The organism is Shewanella sp. MF05913, assembly GCF_059758095.1.
This window is the reverse complement of the sequence record NZ_JCAYNT010000027.1, coordinates 20502-42942: the sequence shown is the minus strand read 5'-3', so window position 1 is coordinate 42942 and position 22441 is coordinate 20502. Positions and strand designations below refer to the sequence as shown.

20 protein-coding genes and 1 pseudogene are annotated in these 22441 nt (G+C 43.1%); 6 read left to right on the top strand and 15 right to left on the bottom strand.

Going from position 1 to position 22441, the window contains the following annotated elements; all coding sequences use genetic code 11:
- The first annotated feature begins 395 nt into the window (after positions 1 to 395).
- From AC19MV_RS21160 to AC19MV_RS21150, 3 genes are all read left to right on the top strand, one after another.
- Positions 396 to 731 (top strand): IS66 family insertion sequence element accessory protein TnpB, encoded by a 336-nt coding sequence (locus AC19MV_RS21160; protein ID WP_182680734.1) that lies wholly within the window; start codon positions 396 to 398, stop codon positions 729 to 731.
- A complete protein-coding gene (gene tnpB, locus AC19MV_RS21155) occupies positions 728 to 1078 on the top strand; it encodes an IS66 family insertion sequence element accessory protein TnpB (protein ID WP_182680735.1) in 351 nt (116 codons plus the stop codon). Before AC19MV_RS21160 ends, tnpB begins: the two co-directional genes overlap by 4 nt.
- Before the next feature lie 80 nt (positions 1079 to 1158).
- Entirely contained in the window at positions 1159 to 2661 is a 1503-nt protein-coding gene (locus AC19MV_RS21150) for an IS66-like element ISShes9 family transposase (protein WP_498309859.1), read from the top strand.
- Between the two features lie 378 nt (positions 2662 to 3039).
- Here the strand turns inward: AC19MV_RS21150 and AC19MV_RS21145 are convergent, their stop codons facing one another.
- The 10 genes from AC19MV_RS21145 to AC19MV_RS21100 all read right to left on the bottom strand — a co-directional run bounded on the left by AC19MV_RS21145 (position 3040) and on the right by AC19MV_RS21100 (position 10462).
- Positions 3040 to 3420, bottom strand: a complete 381-nt coding sequence (locus AC19MV_RS21145) for a hypothetical protein (protein WP_432339154.1) — start codon at positions 3418 to 3420, stop codon at positions 3040 to 3042.
- Positions 3421 to 3593: 173 nt separating this feature from the next.
- Positions 3594 to 4091: a hypothetical protein gene (locus AC19MV_RS21140; protein WP_498309858.1), complete on the bottom strand. Its 498-nt coding sequence runs from the start codon at positions 4089 to 4091 to the stop codon at positions 3594 to 3596.
- A 459-nt stretch (positions 4092 to 4550) separates the two neighbouring features.
- Positions 4551 to 4913, bottom strand: a complete 363-nt coding sequence (locus AC19MV_RS21135; RefSeq protein WP_432339156.1) for a DUF3085 domain-containing protein — start codon at positions 4911 to 4913, stop codon at positions 4551 to 4553.
- A 77-nt stretch (positions 4914 to 4990) separates the two neighbouring features.
- Positions 4991 to 5320, bottom strand: coding sequence for a hypothetical protein (locus AC19MV_RS21130; protein WP_432339157.1), 330 nt, complete (start codon positions 5318 to 5320; stop codon positions 4991 to 4993).
- Positions 5321 to 5322: 2 nt separating this feature from the next.
- On the bottom strand, positions 5323 to 5508 hold the full coding sequence (locus AC19MV_RS21125) for a hypothetical protein (RefSeq protein ID WP_182771559.1): 186 nt from the start codon (positions 5506 to 5508) through the stop codon (positions 5323 to 5325).
- Positions 5499 to 6290, bottom strand: a complete 792-nt coding sequence (locus AC19MV_RS21120) for a PRTRC system ThiF family protein (RefSeq protein ID WP_432339158.1) — start codon at positions 6288 to 6290, stop codon at positions 5499 to 5501. The genes AC19MV_RS21125 and AC19MV_RS21120 overlap by 10 nt, the downstream gene beginning before the upstream one ends.
- A gap of 66 nt (positions 6291 to 6356) precedes the next feature.
- On the bottom strand, positions 6357 to 6518 hold the full coding sequence (locus AC19MV_RS21115; RefSeq protein ID WP_182771557.1) for a hypothetical protein: 162 nt from the start codon (positions 6516 to 6518) through the stop codon (positions 6357 to 6359).
- A gap of 29 nt (positions 6519 to 6547) precedes the next feature.
- The gene (locus tag AC19MV_RS21110) at positions 6548 to 7309 is read right to left on the bottom strand and encodes a hypothetical protein (protein WP_432339159.1); all 762 of its coding nucleotides are present in this window, start codon (positions 7307 to 7309) and stop codon (positions 6548 to 6550) included.
- 48 nt (positions 7310 to 7357) lie between these two features.
- A complete protein-coding gene (locus AC19MV_RS21105; protein WP_498309857.1) occupies positions 7358 to 9163 on the bottom strand; it encodes a BRCT domain-containing protein in 1806 nt (601 codons plus the stop codon).
- Between the two features lie 174 nt (positions 9164 to 9337).
- The gene (locus AC19MV_RS21100; protein WP_223418185.1) at positions 9338 to 10462 is read right to left on the bottom strand and encodes an IS630 family transposase; all 1125 of its coding nucleotides are present in this window, start codon (positions 10460 to 10462) and stop codon (positions 9338 to 9340) included.
- A 52-nt stretch (positions 10463 to 10514) separates the two neighbouring features.
- Here AC19MV_RS21100 and AC19MV_RS21095 point away from each other — a divergent pair, with 52 nt between their 5' ends.
- On the top strand, positions 10515 to 10778 hold the full coding sequence (locus AC19MV_RS21095) for a LexA family protein (RefSeq protein ID WP_223418192.1): 264 nt from the start codon (positions 10515 to 10517) through the stop codon (positions 10776 to 10778).
- Between the two features lie 776 nt (positions 10779 to 11554).
- Here AC19MV_RS21095 and AC19MV_RS21090 read toward each other — a convergent pair.
- From AC19MV_RS21090 to AC19MV_RS21070, 5 genes and pseudogenes are all read right to left on the bottom strand, one after another.
- Positions 11555 to 12874, bottom strand: coding sequence for a methyl-accepting chemotaxis protein (locus AC19MV_RS21090; protein WP_498309856.1), 1320 nt, complete (start codon positions 12872 to 12874; stop codon positions 11555 to 11557).
- A gap of 50 nt (positions 12875 to 12924) precedes the next feature.
- Positions 12925 to 15468 (bottom strand): EAL domain-containing protein, encoded by a 2544-nt coding sequence (locus AC19MV_RS21085; protein ID WP_498309855.1) that lies wholly within the window; start codon positions 15466 to 15468, stop codon positions 12925 to 12927.
- A gap of 133 nt (positions 15469 to 15601) precedes the next feature.
- Positions 15602 to 16348 (bottom strand): IS21-like element helper ATPase IstB, encoded by a 747-nt coding sequence (istB, locus tag AC19MV_RS21080; RefSeq protein WP_498309854.1) that lies wholly within the window; start codon positions 16346 to 16348, stop codon positions 15602 to 15604.
- A 10-nt stretch (positions 16349 to 16358) separates the two neighbouring features.
- Positions 16359 to 17909, bottom strand: a complete 1551-nt coding sequence (gene istA, locus AC19MV_RS21075) for an IS21 family transposase (protein WP_248065740.1) — start codon at positions 17907 to 17909, stop codon at positions 16359 to 16361.
- 326 nt (positions 17910 to 18235) lie between these two features.
- Positions 18236 to 19507: pseudogene (locus tag AC19MV_RS21070) on the bottom strand (IS4 family transposase).
- 102 nt (positions 19508 to 19609) lie between these two features.
- Between AC19MV_RS21070 and AC19MV_RS21065 the strand changes: the two are divergent.
- Together AC19MV_RS21065 and AC19MV_RS21060 are read left to right on the top strand one after the other, a co-directional pair.
- A complete protein-coding gene (locus tag AC19MV_RS21065; RefSeq protein WP_263149244.1) occupies positions 19610 to 21190 on the top strand; it encodes a methyl-accepting chemotaxis protein in 1581 nt (526 codons plus the stop codon).
- Between the two features lie 304 nt (positions 21191 to 21494).
- Complete coding sequence (locus AC19MV_RS21060; protein ID WP_498309853.1) at positions 21495 to 22439, top strand: thioredoxin family protein; 945 nt, start codon at positions 21495 to 21497, stop codon at positions 22437 to 22439.
- The last annotated feature ends 2 nt before the right edge of the window (positions 22440 to 22441 follow it).

Below are 22441 nucleotides of genomic sequence, written 5' to 3'. Positions count from 1 at the left end.
CATTTCTGCCCCATTCGGTGTTAGAAAAATCCAATTTAAACTTTGTTTGAACATCGTTACCGCTAACTTATGAAAACACCATCTTGAGGTAAATCTATTTACGATTAACATCAAAAATTTTTTCGATGTTTCGATACCAAACTGTTTTTTTGTACAGTTATAATTCATATTCGTTAAAAAAACAGTGTTGTTTCTCGTTATGTAATTGCGAAAACCCTCGGATGTACCTAAAGAATAATGTTGTGGAGCGATTTTTTGGTAGTTTGAAACACGATTGGTTATTAAAAGTACCACAGCCAACTCGTCAACATATGGTAACCGTCTAGCGAACCACACCTCGCATCGTTAATCTGCCTATTTGAAAATACCTGCTCAATGATAATTTGGAGTAGGTGATGAAAACATACAGAACTGCGGCACAGTGGCTAGGGTTACTTCAGCAGCGTAGCAATTTCAAAGGCACTAATGTTGAATTCTGCCAACATCATAATGTCTCGATTACCACTTATTATAAACAACGTACTTTACAGGCTGAGAACCAGCAAAAAACAACCTTGCCAACGCGCGCTACATCATCACGCTTTATTCAACTAAAACAAACCACCACTGACGTCTGCGAGCACACTCATCAAAATACACTGCAGTTTGATACCCGCACCGGCCAACTCACCCTACCTGCAGATTTAGCAACGACCGATATCGTTGCCATTATTAAAGGGCTAATGGCATGAAGATGTTTGTTGATGTGCCCACCGTTTATTTATGTGCCGATGTGGTCGATTTTCGAAAATCGATTAATGGGTTAGCCGCCTTAGTGGAAGCTGAGCTTGAACTCCCAGTGCTCAGTGGTGCGCTATTTGTCTTTTGTAATAAAGGCCGTGACAAGCTCAAACTGCTTTATTGGGATAATACCGGCTTTGCGCTGTGGTATAAGCGATTAGATAAACATAAGTTCAAATGGCCAAAACTCATGTCACCCTCCATGACATTAACCGAGCAACAATTACACTGGTTATTGTCGGGTTATGATGTCATTGGTCACAGCAAAATTGATGTCGCAGGTAAGCAACTACTTTAATATTTGCGATCGATTGATGATCATCAAAGGATGTTCATTTAGCACTGGAAACCCGCTGGTTACGCCTTAAAATAGGCGTCATGAAAAATGTACTCGCCCTTCAACAGCGCATTGCTGAACTGGAAAAACTGCTCGAAAATGAGCGGCAATTATCTTTACAAAAAGATGCTCAAATCGCTGCGCTAGAAGAACGCTGGCGCCTGGCCCAACAAAAACAATTCGGCAAAAGTGCTGAAGGCTTTGTAGGGCAAGGCGAGTTATTCAATGAAGTAGAAGAGATTGTTGAAGCCGTTGAGGCTGAGCAACAATCCATTAGCTATACCCGCAAAAAACCGGTGCGTAAGCCACTGCCAAAAGACTTATCCCGTGAGCAAGTTATCCACGACATTGAAGATAAAACCTGTGATTTCTGTGGCGGTGAGCTACATAAAATGGGTGAAGATAAGTCAGAAAAGCTTGAGTTTATCCCAGCGCAAATAAAAGTCATTGAGCACATTCGGCCTAAATACGCGTGCCGTCACTGTGATAAATCCTCGACGAATACGCCAATAAAACAAGCACCAATGCCTGCAATGCCGATTAATAAAGGTATCGCGACGAGCAGTTTGCTCAGTCAGCTTATCACCAGTAAATACCAATACGGGTTACCGCTTTATCGCCAGGAAGCGATGTTCAAGCAATACGGTATTGAGCTCAGTCGCCAGACCATGAGCAGCTGGATAGACAAATCCGCCGCACTCTTCGCGCCACTAGTTGAGCGACTTAAAGCCGAGCTGTTAAAGCAGCCCACGCTGTTTGCCGATGAAACGCCATTAAAGGTGGTGAAATCCGATAAAGTGAACAGCTACATGTGGGTGTATTGCTCAGGTCGAGATTCACCAGACCCGAATAATCCTATCCCTAATATCGTGCTTTACGATTTTCACAATAGTCGCGCGGCCGCGTGCGTGGTTAATTATCTTGATGGATATCAAGGGTACTTGCACGTAGATGGTTATCAAGCTTATGAAAAAACACAGGCAACCTTAACTGGCTGCTGGGCGCATGCGCGTCGTAAATTTATTGAAGCCAAAAAGCTGCAAGGTAAAAATAAAACCGGCAAAGCGGATGTGGTATTGAGCCTTATCCAAAAACTGTACGGCGTTGAGTCACGCGTTAAAGATAAAAGTGCGGATGATAAATACACGACAAGACAAGCAGTCAGTGTGCCTATACTGGACAAGCTAAAAGCATGGCTTGAGCAAAACCAACCGAATTTAGTGGGTAATACCAAACTGATAGAGGCGGCTAATTACCTGGCTAATCAATGGCACAAACTCATTCGTTATGTTGATGATGGCAGACTGAGTATTGATAATAATCGTGCAGAGCGAGCGGTAAAACCGTTTGTGATAGGCCGCAAAAATTGGTTATTCAGTCAGACAGCTAATGGGGCTCATGCTAGTGCCACGCTTTACAGCATTGTAGAAACCGCAAAGGTTAATGGCTTATTACCATTTGATTACATCATGGCTTGTCTTAATGAACTGTGCCAACCAGCACCGGATATAGACAGCCTGTTACCATGGAATTTTAAAAGGTAGGTGTAGTTGCCCGGACGCTTACAACATATGCGTGATGATGTGGCGAAATATATGAGATATTACAATGTAGAACGGCTGCACTCCGCAAATGCTGATCAGTCACCGATTGATTTAGAAATTTCTTTTAGAAAAGTGTCCGGTTGGACTTGACCAGAACATCTTTATAACCATAAGTGGACAAATTCAAAATAAACCAAAGCCTGTAAATATTTCGTATTGACATATTCTCAAAAACATAAACAACATTGTCATACATTATATCGATATTCGCCTTAGAATACCGGCTGCTAAATAGTAAATAAATGGACATAATGATTAAAACAACCTGATTTAACCTTATGATTTATATAGAAAGCTAGTGTCTACGATATATTTAACTTATATGTAACACCAGATATACTCCACAATGGGTTGGGACGACAATGAGGGCTTAATTTCATGACACTGAATAGGTAAACCGTGTGCATCACCATAAGCAATTAAATCTTCGTGCAAAGTCAACATGTAATCATGTAGAACGATATTTTCCAAGGTCGTGTTTGTTGTGACAATATGTAACGGGCCAACATCTTCTCTTTGTTGCTTAGCTCGTCGTAAGCCTTCTACAAGACAAATAGAAGCAGCGCCTGAATCCTTACCGCTCAGGCCAAGCGTGACTATCCAGCCATCTAAAAATAGCTTTTGCGCTCTAGCTACTGCCATTTCAAAGCCATCATGGGTGTTATTTTCAATGTATTGGAAGTCGATTGCTGTGTTCATGTTGATACCTTGTATTTCGCTGGTAAAAACATGATCGCTTGAAAGTCATTTCGCGCAACTACGCATAAATGCGGCCGATAACCAATAAAGTAAACTGAAAGATGTATGTCAGGCTTGCAGCTTTAACATATTAGTTTGGATGCAGGTTGTTTTTTGAGGTGTACTCTCTAACATTAAAAGTCATTGAAGCTGCTAAAGCTATCATCAAACTCAACAAAACTATTTCCAAAACCATCATCAATATCGGGAATGTCATTATTTGTAGAAAGTAAATCAGAGTGCATATCCATAGAATAATCAAAACCGTATGGGTTACCAGCAACATCGATAGAATTATCAATCATTGGTAGCCCTGTGGATGGATTTATCTCAATTTCAAGTCCGGAATATTCTGTTATCTCATCTACGTCATTAGTAACGCTTGTTTCATGAAATTTAATGTCATTAGAAATGGTTGTATCATAAAATTCGCTTGCGATAATGCCAGCAACTCCAGCAGCTCCAGCAGCGGTTAAATTTGGGGTGCTGTTACAAGAAGGGTCGCGCCTATTGTAATTTATTGACTTGCCTCGCGTAGTTGCAACTTCTTCACCACGAAGACCTCTCCATATTGTTTTAATAAGCGACAAAATGAAAAAGGTAAAAATAATAGATAGCATAATTTTAAGCATATGATCACCTCAATTCAGTTGGTTAATATTGATAGGGTTAAATACTATTTGCAAACATTTAACCATACTGAGGTGAAAGTCAAAAAAATCAATCGGATTATTCGATTATACGTTGGTATTCGTAACCTCCATGGATCGAACGCTTCCGTTTAAAATTAGGATTTATACTGCCTAATTGAGTATCGAAAGCCATTCTAAGTTCTTTTTCAGCCTTTTGAATATTATCAGTATTGCCGAACGCTCGTGTTTCTCTTACGCACCTGGGGTTAATAATCTGACCATGTGCCAGATGATTTGAGATATGTTTAACAAAAGCCGAGTAGTTAAAACTGCCGCTTCTATTGATAAAGTTAGTCATTTCCACCTCTCGACTCTAATTTTGTAATTGAAAAGTTTATTAATCCTAAAAACAGCCATGCCGAATTCAATCGTTCGACACGGCATGAGGTTAAACTTACATTAACAAATCAGTGAGACAGAAGATTTGTTAACTCTAATGCTAAAGTTGCGCTTTTTACTTAATGTTTCATCGGTAAAAAATGCTTTCAACCATGATGTTGGCAAATGAATGCCGAAGTCATCACCACCAAATTTATCATGAGCATTGTCGTACCAATCACCCTCTTTTTCTTCATCTTGGTCGGGATTACACCCTTTTATATAATGAATAGAGTTGGAAAAATTGCCTGCGTTATTGCTGCCAGCTGTTGCGCCAAAATATGCGCCATGGTCTTTAGCTATAAACCATTCATCAAGATTGTTTTTAGTGCAAAATTCATAGAGTGCTTTCGCTTGTTCACGTGTAATTGATGCCGTAGTCATAAATTGGTTTCCTTTTGTGGTTGAGTCTTAATTACTATTAACCACTATCAGAAAGCCGCAACTACAAGATGAATGCACTATCCATTTATAAGCTTGTTAATATCCAACACAGTTTCAAAAACATAGTGATAGATAAAATCGCTATACATTTCATCATCGTCACCCAAAAAGTGGGTTATAGGTGTTTTGAGTGTTATTCTGGATATTTGTTCTACCCTGCCGTTGATCAATTTAAGTGATTCAACAGACCTTATCTCATTAACATCAATTAGAATTGGGGTGGGCGAACTCAAACCCAAATCATCCGTTACGTTAAGCAATACTTTTGACCTAAGTTTCTGTTTTTGCTGTGGTTTGGTTTCTTCTTCCACGTTTTCATTTTCCCCAACTAGCTTTTTTTTAAACATATTTAATCTCTTCTTTTTAAATTTGGTGATAAATCGTAGAAAAAAGCACCATCAAATGCGCTTCTGGCAATTTGCTTATCGTGTTCATTATCACTGTTATTGAGTTCGTTAAAGCTAGAATACCCTAGACTTGCAGCCGCTTTTTCAGCGGCTATGTGAGCATTCTTTATATGTTCATTTATGCACATTTTTGTGTTTCATAACCGTATACTGCCCACACTTGTGGGTCAATTTTTAAAGGTTGTACAACTGCATTCGCAATATCAACAAATGCGCCATGATGTGAAATTTTTGCATAACGAACAAGTTGCCATATCAACTGTGTTGCCTGCCCTGCTACTGCTCGGTTCGAACCAAAATCTTGTTTTGTTAATGCAGCCTCAGTAGAGCATGAGGGCGTATCTTCCTTTTCATCATCTATTTCTTTTAGCATATCGCCATACAAATCAAAGACGTTTGGTAATCGCACACCATCACTTCGAATAACGGTATTCGCATGACCTAAGACCACCTGACCTGTGTTCGCTCCATTTCCAAGGTCAAGCCAAAGCAAATCACTGTGAGAATGGGTGTTTTTGAAAAACTGACCTAGCTCAACCCTGAACTGTGCTTTATCAACGGCAGTAATAACAAAATCAAATTGGCTAAAGTTAATGTCTTTAGGCGAACAGTATTTTGGAATTGATTTCCAGTTTGTACCGCCAAAATTATTAAAACGATTAACAAGCACATCAGCTTTGTTGCACCCGATATCGCCAAGGTAGTAACCCTGTCTACCCACGTTGAATATTGAAACAGTGTCACCATCAACAATCGTTAAGTCGATATACACTGATTGTTGTGAAAGTTGTCTGAGCAAGGAATCCATCTGAAATAATTCAGTGGCAATCTGACTACCGCTACCGCCAGCGCCAATAAGCAAAATTCTAAGCGGTTTGTTTAAGAGGTGTTGAGGAATGTGAAAATCCATATTTGCTTGCCTTGTGAGGTATTCGTTAAAACCAGAATACCCCGCAATCATAACTCGGCAACTGAGTTATAACTGCTCTAGTAAAACGGCAGTAAAACACCAAAAGAACACCGGCACAATCATAACCAATAATGCGGGCAATGCCTGTTGATTAAAAATGAATAACAACGCTAAAAATACAGCGATACATTGGGAAATAATTGAAATTTTTTTAAGTGCAATTTCCATATCAACGTCCTTTTGATTTACGCCTATTTTTATCTATTTTGTTTAATAATATTTAACTTTTCCCAGGTTTTTTTAGATAGACGCCAGAATTTTAGGGTATTTTTGAAATCTTTTTGTGTGAAAGTAAGCCAGTAACCAAGCCTTACTATTCGGCGTGGTGAATAGGGTGCGCATTGCTTCACAATAAAAAACCTTTCACCAGACAAATTATTAGCACAATCAATACATTCGTCTACACGTTTTCTAAATTTATCGTTAGATAATATCGGGGATTTGAGTTCAATCACATAAACGTTTTCATTTGTTAAAACATGATTTAACAATAATTTGATTGATTTAAATGCTGGCCGAAAATTCTTCTTTGTCCCTGAAAAGTGCAAAACCATTTTTCGCTCATGAGGATCGTATGAGAATGTCAATTTCGAGTTTGGCTTGAACAACGTTAAGCACCAGCCGTTTCGATAAAAAACAATGCATAGTAATATAGATCCAAAGTAACCAACAGCTGCAATGACAAGTGATGGAAATTCTAAATAGTAATAAAGTTCTACGCTATGCCAATGAGTGTGGATAACCAAGCTCCACGCGCAGATGACAGACAGCATCAACGACAGCACAATTAATTTATATCGTTTAGAGGGTACATCAGAGACTTTAAGTAGCCATAATTTGCAGATAAAAACAAATGGAATAACAATACTATAGCTTATCGCTATGATGTCGTTATTTAACGCTTGGGATATTGCAAGTGGCAAAAGTAACAGCAGAAATAATGAGATAAATTTTTTCATGTAGATTCCTTTTGCGCCGATATTTCGGCGCGTTTGTAGGTTTTTCTTTTATAGAGCGGATATCATTTGTGTGTATTCTGCTTCGGATATAATTTCTACACCTTTGGCTTTTGCAGCGTTAATTTTAGTTGCGCCCACATTTTCACCGATCACGAGATATGTTGTCGTTTTTGTAACGCCAGATTGCACCACTGCACCTAAGCTTTCAGCTTCTGAGGTCATATCACTTCTTGATTGCGTCATTTTTCCCGTAAACACGATGCTGAGACGATTCAATGGCAATTCAACATCGGAACGCTTCGCTATCATCGGAGTCCGAATAACATTTAAAATCGAGATAAGATATGAAATCTGTTCAAACCGTTCTGTAATAGCGGAAGTAATACTAGAAGCGGTTAGTTCACCGAATCCATCAATTGAATTAAGCTGGTTAGCAGACAATTCATTAAGTTCATCAATTTCGATGTGCTTTAAAAGCTTTTTACTTGAACCTTTTCCAAGGGCGTGAATACCCAATGATGCCAAGATTAAATAATCATTTATCGGGCGGTTAGTAGTTTTATTAATTTCATCTAGCAAGTTTTTAGCTTGGACTTCGCCAAAGCCGCACGAAAGCAATTGTTCGTAAGTGATGCTGTATACTGAAGATAATGAGGTGTAACCATTGGCAACCATACGTCTCACCGTTTGCCGTCCGAACAGATCTGCTTTTAACACTGCAAAATGGTATTCGATTGCGCTCACTTGTCGTTCTGAACATCCATCAAACGTACAAGTAATCGCATCATTAACCCATTGAACTGGTTGGTTGCAACATGGGCAATTTGTGGGAATAGAAGGTGCCACAGATTCTATTGCGCCTATAATTTTAGGAATGATCTCACCGCTTCGAGTTATTGAAATTAAAGCCCCCTCGCCCAATCCAAGGGATTTTACATTTCCTGCGTGATGTGCAGTTACCCTTTTTATGAGTGCTCCAGATAACCATGTTGGCTCTAACAACAAAACTGGCGTTATCTTATTACGCCCTACAGCCCATTCAACGCCTTGAACTCGTACATCTGCAATTTCACCAACTGACTTTTTAGCAATTTGCCAATGGTTGTGTCGTTCATTATGGCTCATGTATGATTTAACTTTATCGTTAATCACCTCGATAACTGTACCATCCGTAACATAAGGCAAAGAGTGTTTAGCTTGTTCACATAAATCGTCTAAATTATCCAGCAGCTGCTTACCATTGACGCAAGGACATTCAATGTTCTTAAAAAACACTAGATGAACAGCGCCTGCTTTTAGTGCCATTTTGCCAGCGTCACTTAGGTTGATTGAGTTTGCCAGTCCTGCAACAAAATTTCGTGGATGAGCGAACTGCTCTTTTAGCATCGAATTAAAGTAATCCTGTTGTACAACAATCTCGCCCACAGCATCTTTATCAGCGTTACCGATTATCGTTAAGCCATTGGCATACAAATGACTTATATCGTTGCCGTATTTTCCATCACCGCGAGTATAAATTTTCTTGTCAATCGCTATGTAAGAAGCAGCAAGCCCGTCAAGTTTTGGTGATACTCTAAATAATAAGTCGTCATTAATGCCAAGCTCACTAGCGGCTTTTTGGCATCGAAGAATGAATGATTCAATATCACTGTGTTCATATGCTTTGTTAGTTGAAAGCATGGCCTGTTTGTGTTCATAACGGGTGTTAAGTGCGTTAATTGACTCTGGCTGCACTTTTGTTAATAAAGGGTGGTTGGGTATACGCTTTTTTAAGATAGGTGTGTATATCAAATCAAATGCAGCATCGCTAATTACTGGAGTGCCAACTCGGTATTGGTCATTAAAGTATTGCATAAGCTGCGACAACTGCTCATTGCTTAACAAGTCTGTTGGGGTGTTCACATATTGTTGCATAGTAAGAACCTCTATTTATTTGATGTCCTTTAAGTGTCTCACCAGATCATAAAGCCGCAACAAGCCGCAAGTAGGTATTTAAAATTCTTAAATATCATCTAGTACTAATTCCATTTAATTCTGACTGTTTAAAAACTTATAAGCTCGGTTGAGTTTCGACCGGGCGTTATCTACATCAAACATCCAATTAATACTAGCCTTCTCGTTATTCCTGGTTGTTTCCCAAGCCTTAAGAGAAAGCCGCAGATCATTCCACGTGCCAATTCGTCTATCCAAACATTGTCTGTTCATCACGCCTATCTCAATTTCTACCATATTTAACCAACTGGCATGTTTTGGGGTGTAGTGAAATTCAATTTTCTTCAAGATACGCCGAGCTTCTGCTGCTGGATAAGCTTTGTATAAAGAGCCTGGGGAGTGCGTTGTGTAGTTGTCTAAAACCAAGTGGATTTTATCGGCATCAGGATAATGAACATCAACCAAATCCCGCATACACGCTGCAAAGTCTTCTCGTTTCTTGGTTGCTGTTGCTTTAGCATGTCGCCAGCCTCTATGCCTATCGTACATCAGATAGATATTGGCCACATCTTCACGCCGGTACTCGTAATCTTCTTTAGCTAAGTGTCCTGGCGAAGCTAATTTGGGCGGTTTCACATGTGACACCAGTTGTTTCATTGCTTCATCAAAATTAACCACAGGATGTTTTTCATCCGCAGGCATTGCATAAATATCAAGTACCTCTTCCATCTGCGCAATGAAGTCGCTATCTAACTCGCCAATACACCACATCTTCTTTTGCCATGGTTTTAATTCATTGTTTTTAAGCCGTTGACGGACGGTTTCCAGCGATACGCTTTCAAGCTCTGTCAGCGTAATTAATCTGTCTGCGATGAGTGATAATGTCCAGCGAGCGCGGCCATCTGGTGGCTCGCTACAAGCAATGCTAACTAATGTTGCATCATCATTAGCTGAGAGTAATTTGGGTTGCCCTGTTCGTTTTCCTTCGGCGAGTGCGACCTTCAGTCCTTCTTCTACGAAGCGTTTTTTGGTTCGGTAAATAGTAGAGGTACTGGTATTGAGTAACTGGCTGATATCTTTATCACTGTGTTGATGTTGGTTTGCAAGCAACAGTATGTTGGCTCGTTTTAACAAGCGAGCATTGTGTAGGCCCTTGCTTAATAAAGTCTTTAAGGTGTGCAGTTCTTCTTGGGTCAACTCTACAAGGTAAGTGATATTCATGGCATGATACTCTCATCTATCAAAGACGATAATTGATCACAAAGCCTTAAAAATGTCGATCCCCACAGAGAAAAAAATTAATTCCGCATTTAGTGTGAAGCAAGGCCAATACCTTGCTTTCATTTATTATTACAGCAAAGTGAATGGGTATCCGCCAGCTCAGGCTGATATCCAGAAGTACTTTGGTGTTTCAGCCCCAACAGTTCATCAGACAATTTTGAAGTTAGAAACAGACAAATTGATCAGCCGAACTCCGAGAGAAAGTCGTTCTTTGAAAGTATTAATAAAGACCGATGAGCTACCATTGGAATGGTAGCTCAATCGATCATAACTAAATTGAAATGGTACTAGGTACTCGCTACCAAAGGTTTGAGATTGATGAATTTTTACGTTAGCGTTGCAGTATTTTAAAAACTCAAAAGGGTTGTCCCTGCTTAAAAGCGTGGTTTTTCCTTTTGATGAAATTGTTAGCAGTAAAGAGGTTCTGATGGACTTAGCTAAGAAATTTTATTTTGCTTGGTGTGATAAAGTAAATGCACGTAAGAAAGAGCTTGAAAATACCTGGAGAAACTCTAAAGCCTATACAAAGACAATTATCCATTCAAACAGCTTTGTGCACCTTATCTGGAGCTAAATATTCTCCATAGATTTCATTCGAGCAAAAATCATGGGTTTTATTTAGGTAAACTGCCTCGCTGATAATGACTATCATGACAGTCAAAAACACACTTAATTTTAGTTCAGTTTTGTAAAGCATAAACTACCTATAAAGACTGGTACAGATAATGCTCTTATTTGGAATACTGTGGTGGCTAGTTAGGTAAATATGAATTCTGCTTTATGTTTAGTCAGGTTCTGATGTGCTTTGACATTTATTGAACCTATATCCGGCGCAGCTCGAAAGATTGGGTGGCCATCAGTGATCACTTTCTCCCTTCCTGCCAGAAGAAAAAGGCTAACACTGACGGCCTGAACGCATTCATTGAATTATAAACTAACGCTGTTTTATCTGTTACTTTTTCAAAGATTTTAAGGCTAAATGTTGTCCGTAATCCTACCTCCAAAGAAAGGATAGCACGAGGAATGGAGCGGTTATGGATCTAAGTGATTGGTAAATTGCCCTACAGCACTAACAACCTTCTTAGCCCCATCCTGGATCTCAACCATCACCGAACCCGATTGAGCGGAGAGTTCTAGCGCATGATGAGCCTGCACCTTTCCTTGTTCGATAATCTTTACCGCTTGTTCAGCTAGTTTTTGGTTTTGGAGTACGACATCAATAATCTCTACTGTCGCTTTAGTCGTGCGAGATGCCAGATGGCGCACTTCATCTGCCACCACCGCAAAACCGCGTCCCTGCTCACCCGCTCTTGCTGCTTCAATCGATGCATTTAATGCCAGCAAATTGGTTTGGTCGGCAATACCACTGATACTTTTGATTATGGTACCTATAATTTGCGATTGTTTATCTAACGCGGCAATACCGGCGGACGCGTCTTCCATTTGCTCAGAAAGCTCCTGCATCACAGTAACCGTTTCCTTTAACACTTCGCTGCCACGAACTGATGCTGCATCGGTATGTTGCGAAATTTCATAAGCAACATCTGCCGCTTGTGCTACTGCTAACTCGCGATCAACTTGTTCGGTAATGACGGTCGCAAATTTCACAATCTTATAGAGCCTTCCATGTGAATCGGATATGGGATTGTAAGACGCTTCAAGCCATACGATATCACCACGGCTGTCCAGACGCTGAAAGCGCTCGGCGACAAATTCTCCTCGGTTTAATTTCGCCCAGAATGACCGATAACGATCAGAGTTATACTCCTGCTCTGTACAAAATAGACGGTGATGTTTACCCACGATCTGTGCCAGACCATAGCCCATAGCGTTGAGAAAACGATTATTGGCGGTAATAACATGACCGTTGAGGTCAAACTCAATCACGGCTGTAGAACGCTGTAATGCTTCAATAAGGTTCTCATGCTCCTTGGATGCTTCAATTGTCCTAGTCAGGTCACTGGCATAGATGGAGACATGCAGAACTTTACCTTTCGTATCTTGTACTGGTTGCAAAATCACTCTTAACCAGGCTTCTTCACCATTACCACGGTACACTTGAGCGGCACCAGCCCAATGCTTACCTTGTTGGAGCGCTTCTTTCATTCGCCGGAAATGATCAGTTTTTTGCGCATAAGGAGGTACAAGCTCAAGCCACGATCTACCCATCAACTGACTACCGCTGTATATCATTTCTTGTTCAAAGTTTGAGTTAACCGCTGTTATGCTTCCTTTTGGGTCCATAATTACGGACAACATTTCACTATCTAAGCTCCTTTGAACTTGCTGCAGAGAAGACAATTCTTCTTGTAGCTGCAGAACTTGTTCCTTTAACTTTTTATTTAAAAACATTTCGAACTCCCGTCGACACAATGCACTTCAATAGCAAATAGTATGAACATTTAGACTGTTTTTGCATTTTGGATCCATTGCTCCAAGTCAATGGAGCTTAGCGGTTTTGATAGTAAGTATCCTTGAGCAACATGGTAACCTTGCTCCTTCAAAATCTGATACTGACCTTCCTCTTCAACACCTTCTGCGACCACCTTTAATTGCAAACTTTCACCAATCCGCAAGACTGCATCGCTCAGAGCACGGCTGGTTGCATCATTTTCTAAATCCAGTACAAAACTTCGGTCTAACTTTAATTCATGGATTGGTAATCTGCGTAAGTAGCTTAAACTCGAATAACCGGTACCGAAATCATCCATTGCCAAGCGTATCCCTTGAGCGTGAACCTCATTGAGCACTTTCATTGTGCTGGGATTTGTGTCGAGTAAAACACTTTCTGTCAGCTCTAATGTTAAATCGCTCGCTTGCAGGTTATGTTGAGTTAGTGTTTGCGTTATCATTCCGCACAAGTCTAAGTTATGGAAATTACTAGGCGACAAATTCACGGAGATTGCAGGAATGTTGATCCCTTTTCTTCTCCAGATCGCCATTTGCTGACAGGCTTCTTTAATAGCCCAGTGGCCCAGAACTCCAATTAACCCGCATTCTTCTGCAAGTGGGATGAAGCGAGCTGGAGATACTGTTCCAAACTTAGGATGTTCCCAGCGAGCCAACGCTTCAACGCCATATAATCTACCTTCAGACATGCTTATTTGAGGTAGAAAGTGTAGTTTTAGTTCGTTATTTTCTATCGCTTCTCGCAAAGCATTTTCGAGCTCCTGGCGCTCTTGAGCCAACTGATTCAGTTCATGACTAAAAAAGCTAAATTGGCCTCGACCAGTGCTCTTCGCCTGATACATGGCCATATCTGCACGATGGATAAGTGAGCCTATGTCATGGCCATCTTGTGGGTATAAACTAATCCCTATGCTGGCAGAAGGTGACAAGGTAGAGCCTCCGATCTTGCAAGGCTGCGAAATATTGAGCTTTATTTCCTCAATAATTTCGGTGACATTACTCACTTCACATCCTGGTAAGACGACGACAAACTCATCACCGGACAAACGACTAACAATGTCGGTTTGTCTACGCTGAAAGCTCAAACGCTCTGCAAATTGTTGGAGTAATGCATCACCGGCGGGATGACCAAGTGAATCATTCACCTGCTTAAACCGATCAATATCTATAAAGAGAACAGCTAAAGTCGTCTTGCTTCGTTTGGCTTCAATAAGCGCATGCTCAGCCTTTGCGTGTAACAAGCTGCGATTTGGAAGCTCCGTTAAACTGTCATAGAACGCTAACTGACGTATATTCTGACGGCTTTCTTCTCGCTCCATCGCCAAAGTGCACAATGGAACGATGGCTTCAACTAATCGCTGATGAAATGCTGATGGTTGGCGCTTCTCTTTGTAATAAAATGCCAGGGTTCCAACACATAACCCTTTGCTGTTTTTAATGGGGGTAGCCCAGCAACTTTTGATGCCTAGAGGAAGAATGTCCGCTCGAAGGTCCATCCATAACGGATCGGTTTCAATATCACTTACTACAACCGTTTCTCCGCGAAACGCCGCCGTGCCGGAGGTTCCTACACACTCGCCTATTGGCATTCCTTCGAGCACGTTTTTATAAGCCTGTTCCAGGCTAGGTGCTGCTAGAGGGTGTAACTTATTTTCATCATCAACCTGAAGCACCGCTGCTATAATTTCAGGAGCTATACGCTCAATTTCTCGACACGCAATTTCCATCAAGTTCTCAAGAGGCTCTTCTCTGGCCATCGCATCGAGAATGCAATGTTGCATAACTTCATGCATTTTCGCGCCTGTGATATCAGAAAGAATACTCACCGTATGCGTCAAGCTATTATGATCATCAAGAATGGGATTGACAGTGATGCTGCTCCAGATCCGCTCGCCACTCTTTACATATGTCAACTCTTCCGACTTAACGGGCAGCCCATTAAGCAATTTTTCATGCACTTTGGCTATTGAGGTCTGAGATAAATTCGGAGTAAGTAAAGCCGTAGGATGAAGTCCTTCAACCTCTTTTGCCGTGTAGCCGAACACTTTTTCAAATCCAGCGTTTACATAAATAATCTTCCATTGTCCGTCAGTGATAATAATTGCACTGTCCGTTTGGTCTGTCACCAGAGATAAAAGCCGTAACTTTTCTTTTTCGTAATACTGCTGAGTTACGTCTTTAATAAAGGCTGTATAGAGAATTTGCCCCTCGCTCTCTACCTTCGAGATAGACATTGCACCCCAGCGACAACCGCCATCTTCACGGTGAATTGGTACATCTCGACTAGTCCCTACAATTTTGTTAATTCCGGTTGTTCTATTTGCATTGATGTAACTGTCATGTTCTGGTCGGATATGCAGAGGTACCAAAATTTTTACGTTTTCCCCAATCACTTCATCCCTGGAATACCCCCACAACTTTTCAGCAGCTGCGTTGAACAGGACTATACAGTTTTGAGAGTCAATGACGACGACACTGTCTATAGCCTGCTCAAGAGTTTGAATAAATATGTCTGACAGATTACGTGCAATTAGCATTTTATTTCCTTACAAAGCTATCAGTTAAAAACTTTTTTTGCAAAAAGACCATCATGTGCGTATTTCGGTTTGTCCGGCCAGCTGTTTCGGTATCGTCCGGCCATCTGATCTTTTCTTCGTAACCCCTCACTTTTTAACGTACTTCCGCTGGTTTAGCCAGACTTTTTTTCCGTTGCGATTCTCCTGTTAATTCCAGTCGATGGGCGTTGTGGATCAATCGGTCTAACAGCGCATCTGCTACCGTCGGATTTTCCATGAGTCCATACCATTCACTGACCGGTAATTGGCTAACGATCACTGTGCTGCGTTGCTCGTATCTGTCTTCAATCACATCCAGCAGATCGCTGATTTGTTTACCCTTAAATCCTTCTAACCCCCAGTCGTCCAGGATCAATAGGTCCAGCTTTTGCAACTGGCTTAATTGCTTTAAATAACTGCCATCGGCATGCCCCAGTTTCAACGCTTCCATCAGGCGACCCAGTCGGTAGTACCTCACCTTTTTATTCTGTCTGCACGCTTGTTCTCCCAACGCACAGGCCAAATAGGTTTTGCCGCAGCCTGTTGCTCCCGTGATGAGTACGTTTTGGCCGTAGTTCAGGTGATGCCCTTGCAGCAGGGGGGTCAGTTGCTCTGGTCGTATGCCGCGTCGTGCCGGGTATTTCAGCTCCTCCGGACTGGCCCGAAGTCGCAGCCCAGCATCTTTGCGCAGCCTCATCAGGCGGGTGTTGTCGCGTGAGAACTGCTCTTGCTCCACCAATAAGCCCAATCGTTCTTCGAAGCTCAAGCCGTTGTAGTTATGCGGATTTTGCCGTTGCAGCTCCAGAGCTTTGGCCATCGCCGCCATTTTCAGCTGGCGTAATTGTGTCATGATCAGATCCATTATTCTGTCCTTATTGGTAGTGGTGAGGACCACGTAAGTTGGTGTGTATAAGTGCTGGGGCGCTACTTTCGGTGTCAGGTTGAGTTTGATCGAAGCCGTTTTTCAGCAAGTTTTTAATAAAGCCGGTGAACGTCGCCTGTTGTTGCAGTGCCATGCCGCAGGCGCGTTCCAGCCGTTTGCTGCCATAACTTTTTTGCAGGCCAAGCAGTGCCAGACAGGTGCGCTGTGCCAAGACCGGATGAGCTTTACGCTTCTCTATCGCCAGCACCACGCCTAGCGTATCCGGCCCTATTTTCTCTGCCCATTGCCTTAATCGCTCTGGCCCCCATTCCTGATGCGCGGCGTGGGCTGGTGGCAAGTGTGATAACTCCGAGGTTTGACCGAAGGCTTTGCTACTTCGCACATGCTGCGCCACACACTGGCCTTTGTGATGCACCCAGATCATGGTGGCAGTGGCCTGTATTTCCAGCCGCTCACCGCACAAGGCATGCGGTACCGAGTAGTAATGTTTATCGAACTGCAGGTGGTAATCCGGTCCCACTTTGGCCACTTTGTATTCGGTGTATTCATACGGGAATGCAGGCAGCGCTTTGAGCGCAGGCTGGTCAATTTGTTGGAACAAGTCTTTACGGCTTAATCCGTTATAAGCTTTCATTGGCCGCTCGTTTAGCTGGTGATTCAGCAATCGGATCGCCTGATTCAGTGCCTCCAGCGAGTAAAAGATCTGGTGGCGAAGCCGCGCTAATACCCAGCGCTCAACAATCAGCACAGCACCTTCTACTTTGCTTTTATCCTTTGGTTTATAAGGACGCGCAGGCATGACGGTGCATCGGTAATGTCGCGCCAGTGCCTGGTAATCACTGTTGATGGTCGGCTCAAACTTGTCAGCTTTGGCCACAGCAGCCTTGAGATTATCCGGCACCAATAAGGTCGGCACACCGCCTAAAAAGCTCAGGCAACGGCTGTTGGCCATCAGCCAGGACTGCTGATCCTGCCCGGCACAGGCTTCGATATAGGTGTAATTGGATGCACCTAAGGTGGCCACGAAGATGGCGGCTTTGCGGATTTCGCCAGTGCGCGGGTCGACAATGGGCACCGTGGGGCCACAGAAATCGATAAAGAGTTTCTCGCCTGCATAATGCTGTTGGCGCATCGAACGGCGCTGCGAGCCTTTCCAGCGGCGATAATGTTCGCAGAATTGGGTATATCCCAGCGCTGCGCGGCCATGTTCAGCTTGGTACTCCTGCCACAATAACTGCTTGGTTAGCTTCGGATCTTTTAACTCCAAATCGATACGTAACCAGTCGGGCAAGACCCGTTTGGTCTGGTAATCACGTCCTGGCAACAGAGCCTGATCAAGGGTATTTAAGGACACCTCTGGGGCGAGAGGCCATGCAAGGTTGAGGTTATTAAAGCGGGCAATTAAATCAGTCACAGTCGAGCGGCCAATGCCCAGGGCAAGGGCAATTTGGCGGTGGGACAGCTGATCGTCAAAACACAGCCGGAACACTTCCAGATAAGTTCTCATATCGGTTCTCATCAATTTCTTTTTGCGTGTCATACAAGCTCCGGCTGACAGGGAAACCCCAGTTATGCCGCAGCACCTGAAACGAAGAAAGAAAAAGATGGCCGGATGATACCGAAACGACTGACCGGATCACACCGAAAGAGGTGGCCGGACGATACCGAAACTACTGGCCGGTTCACACCGAAACAGGTGGCCGGACGATACCGAAATGACTGGCCGGTTCACACCGAAATGAGTGGCCGGACGACCCCGAAATTCGCAATTTGGTTCCTGAGTATCCAGAGGCTTACTACTTAACGGATCTTCGTATCGCGTTTGAGCATGAAAATGATTTTGCTCATACGTATGTCCTTAAGAGCTTAAGCTGCTGATATATTTAGATTAGTTAGCATTTTAAACACCCCGTTTTTTTGATCCCTCTTCAAATTCTGACGCTGGCAACGTTGTGCTAAAAATGCCAATGCTTCATTTATGGCCGTCACTAAATCTGCGCCATGGCTTCTGGCAATATCTAAACAAAAGGGTAAACCACCAGATATGGGCTGATTTTGCACCGGTAAACAGTGAAATCACCCGGTTATACTTTTGTTGTGCCGCGTTGATAAGCCACCGTTTTAAGGTTGCCACAAGCAAGCTTCCCCAGATCAGCGTTTCGACTATTGTTGGATGATATGTGTCGAATTTATTCAAATTATTCATCGACTTCCATTCTTTGAATAGCAGTTCAATCTGCCAGCGGACACGGTAGAGGTCGCCGACAACTTCTGCGGGAAACGGTTGCCGATCAAGGTTGGTGCACACCAAAACATGTCTTTTTTTGTGATCTAATGCGGCAAATGCCACACAACGATAAATTGGACCATCCGGCCAATGCACGTCTAAATCCAACGCACCTGTACCGGGTAATTCTTTTAGCCATGATTTCAGCGGTTTTGCCTGCTGGCTTTTGTTGCAACCGGCCATTGGATTCACGCTGTTGCTCATGCGGATGATGAAAAAAGCGCTGGCGTCTTGCAATTCCTGGACATAAGCCTTTGAAAAATAACCCGCATCTGCCATAAATAAGCAACCAGCTAAGGATGAGGCTGATGGCAAATACTCCCGCTCTGGCGCAATATCTTCGGTCAGGCTTACGCGCTGTGGTTGTTCTTTGAACACATCATAGGTGACATGCAACTCAACCGCAGCAGGGTTGTGTACGTTAAAACGGCCTGGAAAATAGTGCATTAAGTCGCCATGCACCGCGAAACTGGTGCCATCTTGCAAAATAATACGTTCAAAAACGTCTTTATACTTCTCTCGCAGAGTAAGCATATCTGGAAGATGCACAGCCAGTGCTTTTTCAAACACTTCACGCATAAACTCAGGCGCAGCCATTTTAACCAACTGTTTATGAAAAGGTTTTAGCTGTATGTTGGTGAAGTGCATATGATTAAATTGACGGTGGATATCGGTAATAGAATTCGTAGTCCCAGAGCCAAGGGCGCTGACCAACGCCATGCAGAACTTATGCGGCGTGACCTGGCGACGACGTTTCATAAATCCGGTTTTTGCCCAAGCGTATCAAGCTCATCTGGAGAAAAAAGTCGTTCAAAAGCGTTTAAGAATGGGCTATCTTGTTCGTGCTTCATTCGTTTTGCCTGCAAAGGTGATCTTTTTTATTCGCAAAATCAATTAGATCACGAATGAAGCACCTTTTCAAATCCTAAAGATCATACGTAGGTGGACCCAATATGAAACAGAATTTACCGGTCACCGGCGTGGAGCAGCGTTTTTCTGCACAAGCCAATATTCTATCGACCACTAATCTTGATGGCAAAATCACTTATATTAACAAAGACTTTATTGATATCAGCGGCTTCAGCAAAGAAGAGCTAAAAGGTCAGAACCACCACATTGTCCGCCACCCTGATATGCCACCCGCCGTATTTAAAATGTTTTGGGCTGATTTACGCGCCGAAAAATCCTGGATGGGTATTGTCAAAAATCGCTGTAAAAACGGTGACCATTACTGGGTTGATGCTTATGCAACGCCGATTAAAAAGAATGGCAGAACCGAGGAATATCAATCGGTAAGGCGTAAAGCAAAGCCTGAATTTATTACTCGGGCAGAAGAAGTTTACGCCGCCATCCAGGCTGGAAAATCTTTACGCAAGCTGGGCGATTCACTATCGCTGCCCGCCAAAATATTGATTACACTCTTTGCCGGCTTACTATTGCCGGTACTGGTTTATCTCTTAAACTACTCCGCCTTACTCGTACTATTAGCCACAATTTTTAGTACCTTTGTTGTCAGCGCCGCAGTCTTCGTCTTTAGCCAACCTTTACTGCTCGCATTAACGAAACTCAAAACCATTTCTGAAGATAAGGTCGCGCGCTACGTCTACACCGGTCGAAATGATGAAGCCGGGACTTTGTTACTGGCGGTTAAAAAACTTGAGTCTGAGAACGCGGCATTAATTGGCCGCATCAATGATATGTCGTCAACCTTAAGTGAAAATGCCCAAAGTTTAAGTGCTGCCGTAACACAATCTGAAAATGGCACCTTACGTCAGTTTGAACAAACAGAGCAGGTTGCAACGGCAATGGAACAGATGGCCGTGAGTATCCAAAGCGTATCCATCAACGCAGCCGAAACTTCTACCGCCTCTGCTGACGGACTGGCAATTGCCAACTCCGGCAAACAGGTTGTTGATGAAAATGCCAGCACCATTAATGAATTGAAACGTCTCATTCACTCGGCGTCGCAGGTCATCAATAACGTTGCCATAAGCAGCAATGAAATTGAAAAAATCCTCGACGTTATTCTCGCCATTGCCGACCAGACTAATTTGTTGGCGTTAAACGCAGCCATTGAAGCTGCACGAGCAGGTGAGCTTGGCCGGGGCTTCGCGGTTGTTGCCGATGAAGTGCGCTCTTTGGCCAATCGCACCCAAGAATCCACTAAAGAGATCCGCGGCGTCATTGAGCAATTACAAAGTGGTGTCCGACAAGCCGTCAGTGCCATGCGTTCCGGTGAAGCGGCAGCGGAACAGAGTGTGGCAAAAAGCCATGCCACGGCGCAGGCTCTGGAAAATATCCTGAATGCGATTAGCACGATTTCCCGCATGAGCGAGCAAATTGCGCGGGCAGTAAATGAACAAACGTCGGTGGTAAACTCGGTCAGTGAAAGCGTGCTTATTATAAAAAGTAATGCGCAGGAAAACCTCGATGCCGTTAAATTAAGCGGAAAGGTTGCCGAAAAGACGGTCAATATCACCAGAAGATTGGATCAGCTAACCAATCAGTTCTGGGCGATACAGCAAGGGATCTAGCCATGCGCACCCTAAACCTGATTTATCGCTCGGAACAGGAGCTGCAGGCATACTTATCCGAGCACAGGCTGACTGAATGTCAGGTTTCAAGACAAAGCCGAGATTCGTTTTTTCGTGAGCGCATGTTGTGAGCGTCCGCAACTCGCTCAAAGCGGTCCAATCATAAATTTGGCTCGTTAAAACTAGCTGTTGTTACTGGTCACACAGCTAGTCAGAAAAACACACGATTCATTCATCTATCTGGCCAATCGCTCTTACCGGGATCATTAGCATGTTAGCTCTATGAAATTTTCTGGAGCTGACAATGAGAACGCCTTTGTTACCTTGGTTTATCCTATGGGTGACCATCCCAATCTTTATTTTCTTTCTATTCATCATGCCCGCCCATGCCAGTGATGGGCCATTCTATCAGCGTGGTCAGGAAGGCTGGTTTTGGTATCAGGTCATTCCTGAACCTGAGCAGCCTGATGAGCTGATAGAGCCGGAAACTGGTGTCGTGGAGTCCAGTCAGAGCGAACTAAAGCCCTTCTGTGCCGCATGGTTCCGAGAGCATATGCAATCGTTTATGGACAAGGCAATTGATGAGCCAACGAGTGAGAATGTCAGAGCCTATCTTTATCTTCAGCGCGTCATGATGGATAAGGGCTCACTATTTGCTGATGTTAGTCAGCAGGTGGTCATGGGCGATCCTGTTTTGGATGAAATCAGTCGCAGACCCTTGGCGACCTATGCTGCCAATCGGATGGATCGAGAAGCTGGCGCTCAACGCGATGTAGCTTTAGGTGAAGTAGCAAAACGGGCTGGCTTGTTCTTCTTCTATCGTTCGGATTGCCCTTATTGCCATGCTCAAGCGCCTATCATTGAATCTATGGCCTTGAACTATGGGTTCGAGGTGTTTGCTATTTCCGTTGATGGTCTGCCTTTACCCGGAGGAGAGTTTCCTCATTACAAAGTTGACTCAGGACAAGCTCAATCCTTGTCCGTTACGACTGTCCCTGCCGTGTTCTTAGTTGATCCGCCTAATGTCATCACTCCAATTGGGCAAGGCGCAATGAGCCTTGATGAGCTCAATAATCGAATCATTCTCGCAGCCCATCAAGCCGGTTGGATTGACGATCAAACTTACTATGCCACCAGACCTGTTCAACCCGGCGTGTCACTCGCGATGTCAGCCCAAGAGCTTAACGAGAAGATATTACAGGACCCTGAGTTCCTTGTTCGCTATCTGCGTGCACAAGGAGGCTTATAACG

Bases quoted from the DNA above. Each gene is read 5' to 3' on its own strand.
- AC19MV_RS21160 (WP_182680734.1), top strand. From the start codon at position 396: ATGAAAACATACAGAACTGCGGCACAGTGGCTAGGGTTACTTCAGCAG.
- tnpB (WP_182680735.1), top strand. From the start codon at position 728: ATGAAGATGTTTGTTGATGTGCCCACCGTTTATTTATGTGCCGATGTG.
- AC19MV_RS21150 (WP_498309859.1), top strand. From the start codon at position 1,159: ATGAAAAATGTACTCGCCCTTCAACAGCGCATTGCTGAACTGGAAAAA.
- AC19MV_RS21145 (WP_432339154.1), bottom strand. From the start codon at position 3,420: ATGAACACAGCAATCGACTTCCAATACATTGAAAATAACACCCATGAT.
- AC19MV_RS21140 (WP_498309858.1), bottom strand. From the start codon at position 4,091: ATGCTTAAAATTATGCTATCTATTATTTTTACCTTTTTCATTTTGTCG.
- AC19MV_RS21135 (WP_432339156.1), bottom strand. From the start codon at position 4,913: ATGACTACGGCATCAATTACACGTGAACAAGCGAAAGCACTCTATGAA.
- AC19MV_RS21130 (WP_432339157.1), bottom strand. From the start codon at position 5,320: ATGTTTAAAAAAAAGCTAGTTGGGGAAAATGAAAACGTGGAAGAAGAA.
- AC19MV_RS21125 (WP_182771559.1), bottom strand. From the start codon at position 5,508: ATGTGCATAAATGAACATATAAAGAATGCTCACATAGCCGCTGAAAAA.
- AC19MV_RS21120 (WP_432339158.1), bottom strand. From the start codon at position 6,290: ATGGATTTTCACATTCCTCAACACCTCTTAAACAAACCGCTTAGAATT.
- AC19MV_RS21115 (WP_182771557.1), bottom strand. From the start codon at position 6,518: ATGGAAATTGCACTTAAAAAAATTTCAATTATTTCCCAATGTATCGCT.
- AC19MV_RS21110 (WP_432339159.1), bottom strand. From the start codon at position 7,309: ATGAAAAAATTTATCTCATTATTTCTGCTGTTACTTTTGCCACTTGCA.
- AC19MV_RS21105 (WP_498309857.1), bottom strand. From the start codon at position 9,163: ATGCAATACTTTAATGACCAATACCGAGTTGGCACTCCAGTAATTAGC.
- AC19MV_RS21100 (WP_223418185.1), bottom strand. From the start codon at position 10,462: ATGAATATCACTTACCTTGTAGAGTTGACCCAAGAAGAACTGCACACC.
- AC19MV_RS21095 (WP_223418192.1), top strand. From the start codon at position 10,515: ATGTCGATCCCCACAGAGAAAAAAATTAATTCCGCATTTAGTGTGAAG.
- AC19MV_RS21090 (WP_498309856.1), bottom strand. From the start codon at position 12,874: ATGTTTTTAAATAAAAAGTTAAAGGAACAAGTTCTGCAGCTACAAGAA.
- AC19MV_RS21085 (WP_498309855.1), bottom strand. From the start codon at position 15,468: ATGCTAATTGCACGTAATCTGTCAGACATATTTATTCAAACTCTTGAG.
- istB (WP_498309854.1), bottom strand. From the start codon at position 16,348: ATGGATCTGATCATGACACAATTACGCCAGCTGAAAATGGCGGCGATG.
- istA (WP_248065740.1), bottom strand. From the start codon at position 17,909: ATGACACGCAAAAAGAAATTGATGAGAACCGATATGAGAACTTATCTG.
- AC19MV_RS21065 (WP_263149244.1), top strand. From the start codon at position 19,610: ATGAAACAGAATTTACCGGTCACCGGCGTGGAGCAGCGTTTTTCTGCA.
- AC19MV_RS21060 (WP_498309853.1), top strand. From the start codon at position 21,495: ATGAGAACGCCTTTGTTACCTTGGTTTATCCTATGGGTGACCATCCCA.